This window comes from Psychromonas sp. KJ10-5, from assembly GCF_055808325.1.
The window spans coordinates 86,851-101,793 of the sequence record NZ_CM147864.1 but is presented as its reverse complement, the minus strand read 5'-3'; the positions used below and the strand labels follow the sequence as shown (position 1 = coordinate 101,793).

Sequence of the window (14,943 nt, the reverse complement as noted above, 5' to 3'; positions counted from 1 at the left end):
CCTTAATTAATCAAATTTTGGAACTATATTCGCTTTCTGGATATTACTCAGCGCGAAGCGCTCTTCTTTACCCTCAACAGAGATGGAAACAATTTCTCCATCCACATTACTAATTACACCTTTCCATCTGCGGCGATTTTGTATCGGCATACGCAATTGGATTTTCACTTCTTCACCTATAAATGCAGCATATTGAGCAGCATTAAATAAGGGTCTTTCCATACCTGGAGATGATACTTCTAATGTGTATTCATTGGTGATTGGATCTTCAACATCCATAATCGCACTTACCTGACGACTTACCGCGGCACAGTCATCAACTAAAATACCTTCTTCTTGATCAATATAAATACGTAATGTTGAGTGCTTACCCGCACGAACATATTCAATACCAACCAATTCGTAGCCAAGATCTTCCACACTTGGCGCTAACATTTCCGTTAGACGCTCTTCTAAACTTGCCAAATCTATCCCCTTTCAGAAACAAAAAAAGGGCATATAGCCCTATTTAAATAACAACTTATGTTTATTTTTCATAAACATAAGTTGTTAGAAAGCGTACCAATTTAAAAAATCAAATACGCAAATAACAAAAAAGCCCCAATAAATTGGAGCTTCATTCTTTTTGTTTGATTAAATCAAACAAGATATTGCTATTGAGCACTGCAATATCGAATGTAGTAATAAAGTAAAAATCACTTTATTCACCTTAACAAGCTAATTATAAATTACCTTGTAGAAAGTGGTTGCGAGAGCTGAATTTAAACCAACGACCTTCGCCAGTGTTTTATTAAGAGTTGAGCCCGATAAGCTTTTCTTAAAACATACACTTGAATGTGGTTGCGAGAGCTGGATTTGAACCAACGACCTTCGCCAGTGTTTTATTAAGAGTTGAGCCCGACGAGCTTTTCTTAAAACATACACTTGAATGTGGTTGCGAGAGCTGGATTTGAACCAACGACCTTCGGGTTATGAGCCCGACGAGCTACCAAGCTGCTCCATCTCGCGTCCGAACTATTGTTTAAACATTATAATAACATTCAAACTGAAACTTTAATTAAGTAATGAATTACTTGTTACGAAAGCAGGATTTGAACCAACGACCTTCGCCTTTTTACCGCTAAGAAAGAGCCCGACTAACTTCTACCAAGCTGCTCCATCTCGCGTCCGAACTATTGTTTAAATGTTGTTAAAAACATTTAAACTAAAATCTTTTATTTGAGGCTTAAACAAAGAGTCTTACTTTTTGTTTAATTGATTGCCTTGAAAACGCGCACATTATAGCGAATTAGTCATATTAGCGCAATCAAAAAACATAATTTGGTGCGGATAGAGAGACTTGAACTCTCACGGCCTAAGCCACAGCCCCCTCAAGGCTGCGTGTCTACCAATTCCACCATATCCGCTTTAAAATATTACTCAGGAATTTGAGTAGAGGTATCAACTTCAACAGGTACTTCTGAAGCTTGTTCAACTTGTTCAACTGCTAAGTTTGAGAACTCTTCGTTTGTTGATACGTGATGTGATGACAGGTTACCTAATACTAAGCTTAATACAAAGAAGACTAACGCTAAGATACCAGTAGTACGAGTCATAAAGTTGCCTGAACCACTTGCACCAAATACTGTGTTAGAACCACCAGAGCCAAAAGATGCGCCCATGCCTGCTCCTTTACCTTGTTGGATTAATACAAAACCAACTAAAATAATTGAAACAATTAAATAAACAACTAACAGTATTTCATACATATTCACATTACCTAATTTAACTTATTAAAACTTCCTGTGCTCCCACAAAGAAGCGGACGAATACTACCCAATGCTGGTGCAGATCACAAGTGAATATTGATACAAATTAATTACTTGTTATTACAACAGACTAAACCGTTTAAAAAAACATCAAATAGTTTTACATATAAAGTAAGCCTGCATTAAACCATTTCATCAGGCTTACTCTACAATCTAGTTTAAACCTTTACTTTACTTGCAAGAGATTTAGCATAACCCAATACCTTCTCTTCGCTTTCATCGGCTTCAACCATAACCCTAAAGACTGGCTCAGTGCCGGATTTACGTAGTAAAACACGGCCTTTTTCACCTAATAAAGCTTCTATTCGAGCTAACTCTTTTAGTACATCTTCATCTTGCAGTGGATCAATTTCATTATTATAACGGATACTTTCTAGTATTTGAGGGTACTTTCTCATGCCTTGACGTAAATCGTGTAGATTCATACGGCTACCTTGCATTGCCCCCATTACTTGTAAACCAGACACAATACCGTCACCTGTCGCTAAATGCTCTGCACAAATAACATGACCTGAATTTTCAGCGCCAATCGTCCAACCATTTTTCTTCATTAACTCCATTACATGGCGATCACCAACATCAGAACGGTCAAATGGAATGCCTAAAGTTTTAAGTGCTTGCTCTAAACCTAGGTTAGACATTTTAGTCCCAACCGCACCACCGTTTAAGGTACCTTTACGTAGTTTATCACGGGCGATAATATACAATAATTCATCACCATCTAAGACATAACCAGTGTGATCGACCATCATTACTCGATCACCATCACCATCAAAAGCGACACCAAAGTCCGCTTTTTCTTCAATAACACGTTTTGAAATGGCGTCCATACTGGTCGCACCACAATTAAGGTTAATATTTACACCATTTGGCTCAACGCCCATAGCAATGACCTCAGCACCTAACTCACTAATGACTGAAGGAGCAATATGATAAGTCGCACCATTAGCACAATCGACAACAACCTTTAGACCAGCAAGACTAAACTCAGAAGGGAAAGTACTCTTACAAAACTCTATATAACGACCTGCTGCATCATTGATACGGTAAGCTTTACCCATTTCACTACTATCAACACACTTCAATTCTTTATCTATTTCAGCTTCTATTTCTAATTCAACTTTCTCAGATAATTTAATTCCTTCATGTGAAAAGAATTTTATACCGTTATCGTAATACGGGTTATGAGATGCACTGATCACGATACCAGCCGTTGCACGGAAAGTATGAGTCAAATAAGCGATAGCAGGTGTTGGCATTGGCCCCATCAATACAGGAATAATACCGGCAGAAGTTAAACCAGCTTGTAATGCAGCTTCTAACATGTAACCAGATATACGTGGGTCTTTACCAATTAATACTTGTTTATTGCCCGATTTAGCTAATACACGGCCCGCAGCCCAACCTAGCTTTAAAGCAAATTCAGGTGTAATTAAAGACTCACCTACTTTGCCGCGAATACCATCGGTACCAAAATACTTTTTATTCATAAAATAACTTTTACCATCATCGGAGATACCTTTACTATTTGAAGGTATTTATTTGCTGTAATACTTTCATGACATCAACAGTTTCTCGGACATCGTGAACACGGATAATTTTTGAGCCTTGCTGCATGGCGATCATTGCCCCAGCTAAACTTCCTGCTAAACGGTCATTTATATCACGATTTAGTAGTTGACCAAACATTGATTTACGAGAAACACCGGTTAACACCGGAAATCCTAAGTCTATGAAACCTTGAGTAGCATTCAGTAGGTCAAAATTATGTTGTAAGGACTTACCAAAACCAAAACCTAGGTCAATAATAATATTTTCTCGCTTGATACCTTGGTCAATACACTGTTCACTACGTTCAACTAAAAACGCTTTTACTTCTGCAACAACGTCTTTATAGTCTGGCGCGCTTTGCATACTTCTTGGTTGACCTTGCATATGCATTAAACAAACGGGCACATCAGCTTCAACTGCTGCGGCCAATGCTCCCTCTTCTTGCAGCGCTCGCACATCATTAATAATATTAGCACCCGCTTTTACTGCTTCACGCATCACTTCTGCTTTACTAGTATCAATAGAGATCCAGCAGTCTAACTGTTGCTTGATCGCTTTAATAACAGGTATAACTCTCCCTAATTCATCGGCTAACACGACATCATCGGCACCAGGACGTGTCGACTCACCACCAATGTCAATAATGGTGGCACCTTGCTCTAGCATCACCTTGGCACGTTCCACTGCTTGCTCTACTTGCGCAAACTTACCGCCATCTGAGAATGAATCTGGAGTTACATTTAAAATCCCCATAATTTGTGGCTGGCTAAGATCGAGGTGTTTATGTCGGCTGGTTAATATCATGGCTTTACACTTAATTGGTTAATAAAAAAAACCTAAGCAAGCTTAGGTTTTTTTAGTGGGAGAGTATAAACAATATAATTATTTATTGTCTTTGTCTTGCTCACTTTCTGTCGATTCAGTTTCCGTTGTCGTTTCTGTTTTCTCTTGCTCAACAAAATCTTCAACTTTGTCAGCGGTCACAGGATCTTTAACTGACTCTAGCTCTTTCTCATCGTCCCAATCACTTGGTGGACGAACAGTAACGCGAGCCATCAAATCGTCAACTTGATCAGTATCAATGGTTTCATATTTAACCAATGCATCTTTCATTGCATGTAAGATATCTATGTTATCAGTTAATAGCTGATACGCACGTTTGTAGTTAGTATCGATAAGGACTTTTACTTCATCATCGATAACTTTACCTGTTTCGTGCGAAACAACATTAGAACGTAAACTACCTTGCTCACCAGTTAATAGAATTGGACCAAGTTTTTCAGAGAAACCCCATTCCGTTACCATTGCACGGGCAATTGCCGAAGCTTGTTTAATATCCTGCGATGCGCCAGTTGATACTTTTTGTGCACCATAAATAAGCTCTTCAGCAATACGGCCACCATAAGCAACCGAAATACTGCTTTCTAACTCATCTTTATTTTGCGAAATCTGATCCCCTTCAGGCAAGAACTGAGTTACACCTAAAGCGCGCCCACGCGGAATGATCGTTACTTTATGAATTGGGTGATGCTGTGGTACTAATTTAGCAACAATGGCATGCCCTGCTTCATGGTAAGCCGTTGACTCTTTATCTTTATCTGTCATGACTAAGCTACGACGCTCTGCCCCCATTAGGATTTTATCGCGCGCTTGCTCAAAGTCTTCTCTTGATACAGTACGTTTATTGCCACGTGCAGCAAATAATGCAGCTTCATTCACTAGGTTTGATAAATCAGCACCAGAGAAACCAGGTGTACCACGTGCTAACACAGAGGCTTTCACAGTGTCGTCCAATGGAATTTTACGCATGTGTACTTTTAAGATTTGTTCACGACCACGTACATCCGGCAAACCAACCACAACTTGACGGTCAAAACGACCAGGACGAAGTAGTGCTGCATCAAGTACGTCTGGGCGGTTCGTCGCAGCAATAACGATAATACCTTCATTGCCTTCGAAACCATCCATTTCAACTAGCATTTGGTTTAATGTTTGTTCGCGCTCATCATTACCACCACCCATACCTGCGCCACGTTGGCGACCTACAGCATCGATTTCATCGATAAAGATAATACAAGGAGCTGATTTTTTAGCTTGTTCAAACATATCACGCACACGTGAAGCACCAACACCCACAAACATCTCTACGAAATCAGAACCGGAAATTGAGAAGAATGGTACTTTTGCTTCACCAGCAATCGCTTTTGCTAATAATGTTTTACCTGTACCTGGAGGCCCCACTAGTAATACACCAGTAGGAATACGTCCACCAAGCTTTTGGAATTTGCTTGAATCTTTTAAGTAATCAACTAATTCAACAACATCTTCTTTAGCTTCATCACAACCTGCAACATCTGCAAACGTTGTTTTAATTTGGTCTTCGCTCATCAATTTGGCTTTACTCTTACCAAACGACATAGCACCGCCTTTACCACCACCTTGCATATTACGCATAAAGAAGATCCAAACACCGATTAATAGCAGCATTGGGAACCATGAAACAAAAATAGACGCTAGGAAACTAGTTTCCTCTGGAGGCGTACCTTCTACCTTTACATCATTTTTAATAAGGTAGTTAACTAAATCCAAGTCTGGTGCTGGGATATATGTAACAAATGGTGTTTGATTACTTTTTAACCCCTTAATTTCTTGACCATTAATTTGTACTTGTTGGATCAGCCCTTGGCTTACTTCTTTGTTAAAACTGGTATAGTCGATTTGTGATTTATTCGTATCGTCTGATCCAAAGCCTTGGAATAAAGACATTAAGACTACTGCGATGACTAACCACAATATCAGGTTTTTTGCCATATCGTTCAAGATGTAAACCTCATGTTTAAAATGAATAGAATATAATAGTAAATCAGATTACTACAGTTTAAAACCGGTCGCCACTAAATAAACTTCGCGAGATCTCGCTCTTGAAGAATCGGGTTTTCGTGTTTTAACTGATTTGAATAATTTTCGTACTTCGCTTAGGTAAGATTCGTATTCTGCTCCCATGAAAACTTTAACGATAAAGCTGCCATCTTTCACTAAAACATCTCGACACATATCTAAAGCAAGCTCGACCAAATACATTGATTTAGGTTGATCAATACCTGCGTTACCACTCATATTAGGAGCCATATCCGATAACACTACATCAACTTTATTATCCCCAATACGTTGCAATAAAGCATTTAAGACCACTTCCTCGCGGAAATCACCTTGTAAAAAGTCCACACCAGCGATTGAATCCATAGGTAAAATATCACAAGCAATCACTTTGCCTTTCATTCCTACTTTATCAACGGCCCATTGTGACCAACTACCCGGCGCAGCCCCTAAATCAACCACGGTCATACCAGGGCGGATCAATTTATCTTTACCGTTAATTTCATCGAGTTTAAATACGGCACGAGAGCGAAGTCCTTGCTTGTTAGCTTCTTTCACGTACTTATCATTCACATGTTCCTGCATCCAACGTTTTGAACTGCCTGATGCACTTTTTTTAAGACGATTTGTACTGTCTGGTTTTGCCACAATGACTTCCTTAGCGAACGAATATTAGGATAAATAATAATCTAAATAGTAAAGGTTAATATTTAAGGGTAGAATGAACCGTTTTCAACCCTTAATGAAAGATATTTGCATGAAATTATCAAACAAACAGAAACAATTTTTAAAAGGTTTAGCACATCCTTTGAAACCAGTAGTACTACTAGGACAAAATGGCTTAACCGAAGGTGTATTAGCTGAGATCGAAAATGCGATCAGCTTCCACGAATTAATTAAAGTAAAAGTAGCAACGGATGACCGTGAAACTAAACAACTTATTATTGATGCTATCGTACGCGAAACAGAAGCGTTAGCGATTGCAAAAATCGGTCATATTGTTGTTCTATACCGCCCAAGCGAAGCTAAGAAAATAGAATTACCACGTAAATAATTACGTTTTAATCTTATTTTAAATAAAAAGCCCAGTAAATCTGGGCTTTTTATTATCTTGATTTTGTTCAGTTTTGTGAACTAAGCGATGTATTCAACTTTAGTAATATCATAATCAATCACGCCACCAGGTGTCGTAATTGAGATTTCATCGTCTAATTTTTTACCTATTAAGCCACGTGCAATCGGTGAATTGATAGAGATAAGATTACTCTTAATATCTGATTCATCATCACCAACAATTTGATATGTCACTTCTTCTTCAGTATCAACATTAACAATTGTCACTGTTGCACCGAATATAACTTTACCGTTGTTGGCAATTTTAGTCACATCGATTATTTGTGCATTTGAAAGTTTAGCTTCGATATCTTGAATACGACCTTCACAAAAACCTTGTTGCTCACGAGCTGCATGGTACTCTGCATTTTCTTTTAAATCGCCATGTTCACGAGCTTCAGCAATAGCATGTACAATCTCTGGACGCTTAACTGTTTTTAACTGCTCTAATTCAGCACGTAAAATTTCAGCGCCTTTTGCTGTCATTGGGTATTGAGTCATTAACCATCACCTTATTCTGGAAAAAATGTTTCACTAACTATATTTGGAAAAGCGATTATTTTACGCTAATTACTGGCATTAGTCATTTATTATAGAAAAAATGCTTTTGCTATTGTTATAAATTTGCTGTGCGATCACGTCTCGAGGCTCTTCACGCAGAGCACATAATGCATCAAAAATTAAGGGGATATTTAAAGGTGAGTTATACACAGTTTGCTGTTGATAAATAGGCATATCTGGCGCATCTGTTTCTAACAATAAACTGCTTAAAGGTAAGTTTTTCAGCGTACTTTGAGTTTTCTTAGCCGTAGGGTGAGTGATCACACCACCAATACCTAACTTAAAACCTAATTTAATAAATTCATTAGCAATTTCTTCACTGCCCGAGAAAGCATGGTAAACCCCACCATATGAGAATTTTGTTTGTTTTAATAACTGTAAAATACGAGATTGAGTTTTTACCACATGTAAAATAACAGGCAGTTGCAAACGCTGTGCAATGGCTAGCTGAGCTAAAAACAGCGACTCTTGGGTTTCCATACTAGTTTCAATCAACTTATCTAACCCAATTTCTCCCAAAGCAACACAATGACTCCCAGGTTGCCGCTGTAAGTTATCAAGGGTCGATTCAAGCAATGCAAGGTCACCCTCTTTAATACTTGTTAAAAAATGCGGATGAATGCCTAATGCAAAATACAATTCAGGATATTGTTCACAAAGGGCAATGATACCAGACCAATGCTGCGCATCGGTTGCAGGAATAATAACGTGATTGATATGAGCCTGCTTTAAATCAACTAATAAATGGTTAAGATCTTTTTTAAAGCAGTCAAAATTTAAATGGCAATGGCTATCTATAAACATATTATTATCCCAAGCATATAAAAAAAGCGTCCGAAGACGCTTAATTATAAACACTTAACGCATAATAATAACGATTAATGTTCGCGTGTTTTACGGAACTTAACGTCTGGGTAACGTTCCATCGCTAGATTTAAATTAACCATAGTAGGCGCTACGTAAGTTAAATTGTTACTTCCATCTAATGCTAGGTTATCGTAAGCTTTTTTCTCAAACTCAGCCATTTTAATTGGATCTTCACAATCAACCCAAAGTGCTGTTGCTACACTGATACCTTCATAGATAGCATCTACTTTGTATTCAGATTTTAAACGTTGTACAACCACTTCAAACTGTAGAACACCAACCGCACCAACAATCAGGTCATTACTACGTAAAGGACGAAATACTTGTACAGCCCCCTCTTCCGATAGCTGCATTAACCCTTTCAACAGTTGTTTTTGTTTTAACGGATCTTTTAAACGGATACGACGGAACATTTCTGGTGCGAAGTTAGGAATACCAGTAAATTTCAAGTCTTCACCTACGGTAAAAGTATCACCGATTTGAATCGTGCCGTGATTATGCAAACCAATAATATCACCAGAGAATGATTCATCAGAAGCTGTTCTGTCCCCAGCCATAAAGGTTACAGCATCAGAAATACTGACCATTTTACCCGTACGCACATGATGCATTTTCATGCCTTTTTCATACTTACCTGAACAGATACGCATGAAAGCAATACGGTCACGATGTTTTGGGTCCATGTTCGCTTGAATTTTAAACACAAAACCAGAGAAAACTTCTTCTGTCGGCTCAACAACGCGCTGTACTGTTGCTCGTGGTAATGGTTTTGGTGCCCATTCCACTAATCCATCGAGTACATGGTCGACACCAAAGTTACCTAATGCAGTACCAAAATAAACGGGCGTTAATTCACCTGATAAAAACATATCTTCATCAAATTCATTAGAAGCGCCTACCACTAACTCCATCTCATCACGTAGATCGTCGGCATGGTTTGGTAAGGCTTTATCTAATTCAGGGTTATCTAGCCCTTTAATAATACGAACTTCTTGAATTGTGTGACCTTGACCTGATTCATATAAAATCACTTCATCACGTAAAATGTGGTAAACACCTTTAAATTCTTTGCCCATGCCAATTGGCCAAGTAATAGGCGCACAAGCAATATTAAGGACGTCTTCAACTTCATCCATCAATTCGATTGGGTCACGAGTATCACGGTCACATTTGTTCATAAAAGTAATAATAGGTGTATCACGTAGACGTGTTACTTCCATTAACTTGATGGTACGTTGTTCAACACCTTTTGCGGCGTCAATCACCATTAAACAAGAGTCAACAGCAGTTAACGTACGGTAAGTATCTTCCGAGAAATCTTCATGTCCAGGTGTGTCCAGTAAGTTTACTAGACCATCATTGTATGGGAACTGCATTACCGATGTAGTGATCGAGATACCACGATCTTTTTCCATCTCCATCCAGTCAGACTTAGCATGTTGACCTGATTTTTTACCTTTTACTGTACCCGCTTTTTGTAGCGCGTTTCCGAATAATAATACTTTCTCAGTAATGGTTGTTTTACCCGCATCAGGGTGAGAGATGATTGCGAATGTGCGTCTAGAATTGACTGCCTCTAGAAATTTAGCGTCTGCCATATTTAGTTTTCTCTTTATATGCGCATTAAACTGCGCACAATATTTTTTCTACGAAATGAGTGATTTATAAATTTGGCAGAACTATAGCAAATTGCCTAGATGAATTCATTTCCTATTATCTTAAGTATAAATTTGTTGTTTATATTTCGTTCAAAAAGATACACCATTTAATATTGAATATTGAATCCGTATAGCTCCTTCCCCCTAAAATCAGGTGGCACTGGCTAACGCTAATTTAACCGCAAAGCCAACAAATCCGACGCCTACAGTACCACCAGAAACAGCACTGACTCTTTTACGTTTTCTAAAGCCAGCAGCCAATGTTGAGCCCGCGTAAATTAAGGTCGCTAAGTACAGTAAACTAAATACTTGAATGGTGACTGCAAGTATTAAAAAAGGTACGACAGGTTGCGGGTAAGTGGGGTCAACAAACTGTGCAAAAAACGATAAGAAGAACAAAATCGCTTTGGGATTTAATAAACTAACTAACAATGCTTTTCTAAAGGCTTGTGAAGCACTGGTTTTTTTTATCTCAACCGTTTCCTCTAGATTAACTTGACCTAATTGGCGCCAAGATCTTATTGCCCCGCTAATTAACTGATATCCTATATATACAAGATAACCAGCCCCCGCATATTTAATAAACATAAAAACAGCAGGGTAAGAGGTCAATATAGTTACCGCCCCTAACGCAGTAGCAATAATCAATAACGAGTCACCAATTAATACCGCGGCAACTGCAGCCCACCCTATACGTCTACCCTGTTGTGCTGCCAATGCTAAAACATATAAAGAATTCGGGCCTGGTAATAAAATAACAAACAATGCCCCAAAAAAATAAGTAATATAATTAACTACGCCAAATGCTTCCATATTCCCTCTTTAATTAACGCTTTACCTTTAAATATACTAACGTATCCAAATTTATTATTGCTGCCAATAGATCATCTAATCACTTGATTTTTTATACTCTTTATTAAGTATATTATTTCATGTATTACATTTTTTCTGATAAATATCAGGTCGGTGTAATTCCATAAAAAGCGCCGGTGATGCTAAGGCCGAAAAGCCAAATTGTTTATATAAATTATGTGCATCATTGGTGGCGAGTAGTACCTGACGTAACTTCTGTAACTTTGGGTCATCAATAATAGTTTGTACAAGCCATTTACTTACCCCTTTACCGCGATGTTCGGGTAACACAAACACATCAGCCAAATAAGCAAAAGTTGCGTAATCAGTAATCATACGCGCAAAAGCGACTTGCTGCCCTGCATCAGTAAAAACACCAAAGCAAAATGAGTTACTAACCGCAGTTTGCATTGTCGATAAAGAAACACCTTTCGCCCAATAAGAGTCAGATAAATAGCCATGTATAACAGATAAATCCATCTGCTTTGTATCAGAACTGATTTTATATCCTACTACCATAACACCCTCCAATCTCCATCACTCACTGTGAATAGACTAGTTGCCAATAATGATATCTAGCTTTGTTTAAACCTAAGCTTCAGATCTAGATAAAGCGATCCCCATCCCTATGAACAGAGTACCAAACACTTTATTTACAAATTCCATTATTTTTTGGCTCGTTAAATAGGGTTTCATAACAACACCCAACAAAGCATAACCAAGCATTACTAGGCTATCGATACTCACTACTGTTAGGCCTAATATTGAATATTGTTCAAATAAAGGTTGCTGTGTGCTAATGAATTGAGGCAAAAATGCAGCAAGAAAAACAATAGATTTTGGATTCATTAAGTTGACGACAAAACCTTGCTTTATTAACTTGCTGTAACCTTTGCCCCTAGATACCTCTTGAGTATTGAGCACTCCCTTATCACGCCACTTTTTTATACCCAAATATATTAAATAAGCAGCACCAGTGTATTTAACAACCTCAAAAAACACCGCTGAAGAAGCCAGTAAAGCCCCCAGACCACATGAAACGATAATGATGTGTAATGCTAGTGCTAACTGTAAACCAATAAGCCCTTGTAAAGCAGACTTCAAGCCCCCCATCATTGAGTTATTAATTGAGGCAATAGTACCAGCGCCTGGCGCTAAACTAAATATGACACAAGCCGCGACGAACACACTCCAAACGCCTAAATCCATTTAACTTCTCCATTTTATAACTCGTTATAATTAATAAATTAAAATAATAAATTTAAAACTTTGGCACTAACCAATAGTTTCATGGGGCTCTAGCACCCAGCAGCGAGGGTTATGATTAAACCCAATTTTTTCGTAATATAAGTTAGCTGCTGGCGCTGCTAATAAAATTAGCTTACATTTTGCTCCCAGCTGTTGTTGCGTTTTAATTTGTAATTGCTTGCCTATACCAAGTTGTTGAAAGCTTTCATCAACAGCCAAGTCTGATAAATAACAGCAAAAGTGAAAATCGGTCACACTTCTAGCAATGCCAATTAACTGCTCACCCTGCCAAGCACTGATTACAAGATTACTATTATTAAGCATTCCTTGTAGGCACTCCTCATCTTCTAAGGGTCTTCTTTCTCCTAAGGAAGTATTACTTAATAGCGCCTTAAACTGCGTAACGGAGATAACCGTATTTAGCTTATAATCTATATTCATACTTACCCTTAAAATAATCTAACCTGTTTATCACTTCTTATCTAGACATTACTTAATGTATAGTTTTCAATCAACACTTTAAATTATCAATCAGATAAACGAGCTTATAAATAAAAATAAACGAGCGCTTACCAATATAGCTTTTACCATATTAAATAGTCACTACCTGAATCGGCTGTAATAAGGTAAGTTACTATCGTAATTAATGGCATGATAAAAACTAACGAACATATTCACCACGGAGAAGCTTTAAGCTATGTTGCTAGAAGGGATTGAAACATTATTGGTACTTAGCAATGAGAAAACCATGAGCCGAGTTGGCAGCCAGTTATATATTAGCCAATCTGCGGTCAGTAAACGTATCGCATTACTAGAAAAGAAGTTAGGTAAAAAGCTGATTGTCCCAGACGGTCGACATGTTCGTCTTACTGCCGCAGCAAATGAATTAATCGCGAGTGTAGGGCCAACTTTTCATGAATTACAAGGACGAATCTATGAGCAACATGCATTACAAGACCAAACTATTATCACATTAAATTGTTCAGAAACTTTAGTTGCAGGTTATTTATCATCTATGATGGGTGATTATTTTCAGCATGATTCATCAATAAAGATCAGTACAGACCACACTCCAAGAATCATAGAAAAGGTGCAATCAGGTAAAGCTACAATTGGTTTTTGTGCTGGTCATTTACCACCACATCATGGCCTTAAAGCTATTTTCCTATGGAAAGAGCCTTTTGTATTAGTTAGTCAAACACCACTATCAGCTCTACCTACTCACATATTAACAAACGACTTAACTAACCCTGCCAACCGTTACCAGTTAGATATTTTATCATCACTTGGCATTGAGCCACTAATGGAAATGGATTCCTATACCGCTTCAGCTCAACTAGCGCTAAATGGTATTGCCGCAGCCTTAGTGCCTCTTTCTATTGTTAATACTCTAAAAATAGAAGAGCAATACTGCTTTAACTTTACTGAATTACAGCCGCTATTCAGACCCGTCCATCTTTGCTTACGCCCTAATACTTATCATAATACTCGAGTTAAAAAGCTCCTTGAAGCCATTGCCAATGTTATTCCCAAAGTAATTTAATAGCCATCGTCATTGACATAACGATGACCAGAGGTCGAATTAATTTTTGGCCTCTTCCTAATACAACTTTTGCCCCCATCCTTGCACCAATAAAACCACCGCAAGCCATAGCTAAACCCAGTTCCCATAGAGGAAGCCCAGCAAAAATAAAAAAACTCAGTGCTGCAATATTAGAAGTAAAATTCAATACTTTAGTACGAGCAGTTGCGGCAACTAAACCATAACGGCCTATCGCAACAAAACAAACAGTGAAAATAGAACCTGTACCGGGACCGAGAAAACCGTCATAAAAGCCTATACTTCCTCCAATCACAAAAGCAAAAGTAGCTTCTGACAATTTCGCTTTATCTTCAGGGTGTGGTGTAATCGATGAAGAAAAAAGAAAATAACTTGAGATGGCGATCAGCATAATTGGAATAACACTCATCAACAGGTCTGGATTAACATGCTGAACTGTTATCGCACCTAAGGCAGCTCCTGTAAAAGTACAAAAAATGGATAGACGCATCGACTTTATCTGTACTGCTCCAGAACGAATAAAGTACCAGCTTGCAGAAAAACTCCCAAATGAGCTTTGTAGTTTATTAGTGGCTAATGCTTGAGCAGGAGGAATCCCCGCAGCCAGCAAAGCAGGAACGGTTAATAAACCTCCACCACCCGCCATCGCATCTATAAAGCCAGCTAGAGTTGCAACTGCAACCAATAACATGATGATCTGTAATGATATTTCCATTCTTTTCCCTTAACTTTTTATTGGGATGAATATACCACTACAATGGCTTAAGTATGAGTAAAAGAGAGGAAAGCAACCTATTCCATTTTTTCAAGAGTTGCTTAATGAGCTACTCTTATTAATTAATAATTA

General features: G+C 38.1%; 16 protein-coding genes and 2 tRNA genes. 2 read left to right on the top strand and 16 right to left on the bottom strand.

Going from position 1 to position 14,943, the window contains the following annotated elements:
• Positions 1–6: 6 nt before the first annotated feature.
• The 8 genes from rimP to rlmE all read right to left on the bottom strand — a co-directional run bounded on the left by rimP (position 7) and on the right by rlmE (position 6,884).
• Positions 7–465 (bottom strand): ribosome maturation factor RimP, encoded by a 459-nt coding sequence (gene rimP / locus AC0L3W_RS00550; RefSeq protein ID WP_290039985.1) that lies wholly within the window; start codon positions 463–465, stop codon positions 7–9.
• Between the two features lie 466 nt (positions 466–931).
• Positions 932–1,008 (bottom strand) — tRNA-Met (locus AC0L3W_RS00545).
• Between the two features lie 313 nt (positions 1,009–1,321).
• Positions 1,322–1,406, bottom strand: a tRNA-Leu gene (locus AC0L3W_RS00540).
• 9 nt (positions 1,407–1,415) lie between these two features.
• On the bottom strand, positions 1,416–1,748 hold the full coding sequence (gene secG / locus AC0L3W_RS00535; RefSeq protein ID WP_409439929.1) for a preprotein translocase subunit SecG: 333 nt from the start codon (positions 1,746–1,748) through the stop codon (positions 1,416–1,418).
• Between the two features lie 218 nt (positions 1,749–1,966).
• Positions 1,967–3,298, bottom strand: a complete 1,332-nt coding sequence (gene glmM, locus AC0L3W_RS00530; RefSeq protein ID WP_290039987.1) for a phosphoglucosamine mutase — start codon at positions 3,296–3,298, stop codon at positions 1,967–1,969.
• Positions 3,299–3,332: 34 nt separating this feature from the next.
• Positions 3,333–4,163, bottom strand: coding sequence for a dihydropteroate synthase (folP, locus tag AC0L3W_RS00525; protein WP_290039988.1), 831 nt, complete (start codon positions 4,161–4,163; stop codon positions 3,333–3,335).
• A gap of 78 nt (positions 4,164–4,241) precedes the next feature.
• On the bottom strand, positions 4,242–6,170 hold the full coding sequence (ftsH, locus tag AC0L3W_RS00520; RefSeq protein WP_473575040.1) for an ATP-dependent zinc metalloprotease FtsH: 1,929 nt from the start codon (positions 6,168–6,170) through the stop codon (positions 4,242–4,244).
• Positions 6,171–6,230: 60 nt separating this feature from the next.
• On the bottom strand, positions 6,231–6,884 hold the full coding sequence (rlmE, locus tag AC0L3W_RS00515) for a 23S rRNA (uridine(2552)-2'-O)-methyltransferase RlmE (protein ID WP_113818231.1): 654 nt from the start codon (positions 6,882–6,884) through the stop codon (positions 6,231–6,233).
• A gap of 109 nt (positions 6,885–6,993) precedes the next feature.
• Between rlmE and yhbY the strand changes: the two genes are divergently transcribed.
• Entirely contained in the window at positions 6,994–7,290 is a 297-nt protein-coding gene (gene yhbY, locus AC0L3W_RS00510) for a ribosome assembly RNA-binding protein YhbY (RefSeq protein WP_113818288.1), read from the top strand.
• 80 nt (positions 7,291–7,370) lie between these two features.
• Here the strand turns inward: yhbY and greA are convergent, their stop codons facing one another.
• From greA to AC0L3W_RS00475, 7 genes are all read right to left on the bottom strand, one after another.
• The gene (greA, locus tag AC0L3W_RS00505; protein WP_290039990.1) at positions 7,371–7,850 is read right to left on the bottom strand and encodes a transcription elongation factor GreA; all 480 of its coding nucleotides are present in this window, start codon (positions 7,848–7,850) and stop codon (positions 7,371–7,373) included.
• Positions 7,851–7,928: 78 nt separating this feature from the next.
• A complete protein-coding gene (locus tag AC0L3W_RS00500; RefSeq protein ID WP_290039991.1) occupies positions 7,929–8,714 on the bottom strand; it encodes a TatD family hydrolase in 786 nt (261 codons plus the stop codon).
• Positions 8,715–8,788: 74 nt separating this feature from the next.
• Positions 8,789–10,375 carry a peptide chain release factor 3 gene (gene prfC / locus AC0L3W_RS00495; protein ID WP_290039992.1) on the bottom strand — a complete coding sequence of 529 codons (1,587 nt, stop codon included), beginning with the start codon at positions 10,373–10,375 and terminating at the stop codon, positions 8,789–8,791.
• Between the two features lie 210 nt (positions 10,376–10,585).
• A complete protein-coding gene (gene leuE / locus AC0L3W_RS00490; RefSeq protein WP_290039993.1) occupies positions 10,586–11,248 on the bottom strand; it encodes a leucine efflux protein LeuE in 663 nt (220 codons plus the stop codon).
• 117 nt (positions 11,249–11,365) lie between these two features.
• Positions 11,366–11,806, bottom strand: a complete 441-nt coding sequence (locus tag AC0L3W_RS00485) for a GNAT family N-acetyltransferase (protein ID WP_409439930.1) — start codon at positions 11,804–11,806, stop codon at positions 11,366–11,368.
• 72 nt (positions 11,807–11,878) lie between these two features.
• Complete coding sequence (gene rhtB / locus AC0L3W_RS00480; protein WP_290039995.1) at positions 11,879–12,496, bottom strand: homoserine/homoserine lactone efflux protein; 618 nt, start codon at positions 12,494–12,496, stop codon at positions 11,879–11,881.
• Positions 12,497–12,562: 66 nt separating this feature from the next.
• Positions 12,563–12,976: a GNAT family N-acetyltransferase gene (locus AC0L3W_RS00475; RefSeq protein ID WP_290039996.1), complete on the bottom strand. Its 414-nt coding sequence runs from the start codon at positions 12,974–12,976 to the stop codon at positions 12,563–12,565.
• Between the two features lie 256 nt (positions 12,977–13,232).
• Between AC0L3W_RS00475 and AC0L3W_RS00470 the strand changes: the two genes are divergently transcribed.
• Positions 13,233–14,078, top strand: a complete 846-nt coding sequence (locus AC0L3W_RS00470) for a LysR family transcriptional regulator (protein WP_409439931.1) — start codon at positions 13,233–13,235, stop codon at positions 14,076–14,078.
• Here the strand turns inward: AC0L3W_RS00470 and AC0L3W_RS00465 are convergent.
• The gene (locus AC0L3W_RS00465; RefSeq protein WP_409439932.1) at positions 14,059–14,811 is read right to left on the bottom strand and encodes a TSUP family transporter; all 753 of its coding nucleotides are present in this window, start codon (positions 14,809–14,811) and stop codon (positions 14,059–14,061) included. The genes AC0L3W_RS00470 and AC0L3W_RS00465 overlap by 20 nt on opposite strands.
• Positions 14,812–14,943 lie beyond the last annotated feature (132 nt).

Excerpts from the sequence above, each read along its gene's own strand:
- rhtB (WP_290039995.1), bottom strand. The coding sequence starts at position 12,496 with ATGGATTTAGGCGTTTGGAGTGTGTTCGTCGCGGCTTGTGTCATATTT.
- AC0L3W_RS00500 (WP_290039991.1), bottom strand. The coding sequence starts at position 8,714 with ATGTTTATAGATAGCCATTGCCATTTAAATTTTGACTGCTTTAAAAAA.
- AC0L3W_RS00475 (WP_290039996.1), bottom strand. The coding sequence starts at position 12,976 with ATGAATATAGATTATAAGCTAAATACGGTTATCTCCGTTACGCAGTTT.
- AC0L3W_RS00470 (WP_409439931.1), top strand. The coding sequence starts at position 13,233 with ATGTTGCTAGAAGGGATTGAAACATTATTGGTACTTAGCAATGAGAAA.
- folP (WP_290039988.1), bottom strand. The coding sequence starts at position 4,163 with ATGATATTAACCAGCCGACATAAACACCTCGATCTTAGCCAGCCACAA.
- AC0L3W_RS00485 (WP_409439930.1), bottom strand. The coding sequence starts at position 11,806 with ATGGTAGTAGGATATAAAATCAGTTCTGATACAAAGCAGATGGATTTA.
- leuE (WP_290039993.1), bottom strand. The coding sequence starts at position 11,248 with ATGGAAGCATTTGGCGTAGTTAATTATATTACTTATTTTTTTGGGGCA.
- AC0L3W_RS00465 (WP_409439932.1), bottom strand. The coding sequence starts at position 14,811 with ATGGAAATATCATTACAGATCATCATGTTATTGGTTGCAGTTGCAACT.
- prfC (WP_290039992.1), bottom strand. The coding sequence starts at position 10,375 with ATGGCAGACGCTAAATTTCTAGAGGCAGTCAATTCTAGACGCACATTC.
- ftsH (WP_473575040.1), bottom strand. The coding sequence starts at position 6,170 with ATGGCAAAAAACCTGATATTGTGGTTAGTCATCGCAGTAGTCTTAATG.
- secG (WP_409439929.1), bottom strand. The coding sequence starts at position 1,748 with ATGTATGAAATACTGTTAGTTGTTTATTTAATTGTTTCAATTATTTTA.
- yhbY (WP_113818288.1), top strand. The coding sequence starts at position 6,994 with ATGAAATTATCAAACAAACAGAAACAATTTTTAAAAGGTTTAGCACAT.
- glmM (WP_290039987.1), bottom strand. The coding sequence starts at position 3,298 with ATGAATAAAAAGTATTTTGGTACCGATGGTATTCGCGGCAAAGTAGGT.
- greA (WP_290039990.1), bottom strand. The coding sequence starts at position 7,850 with ATGACTCAATACCCAATGACAGCAAAAGGCGCTGAAATTTTACGTGCT.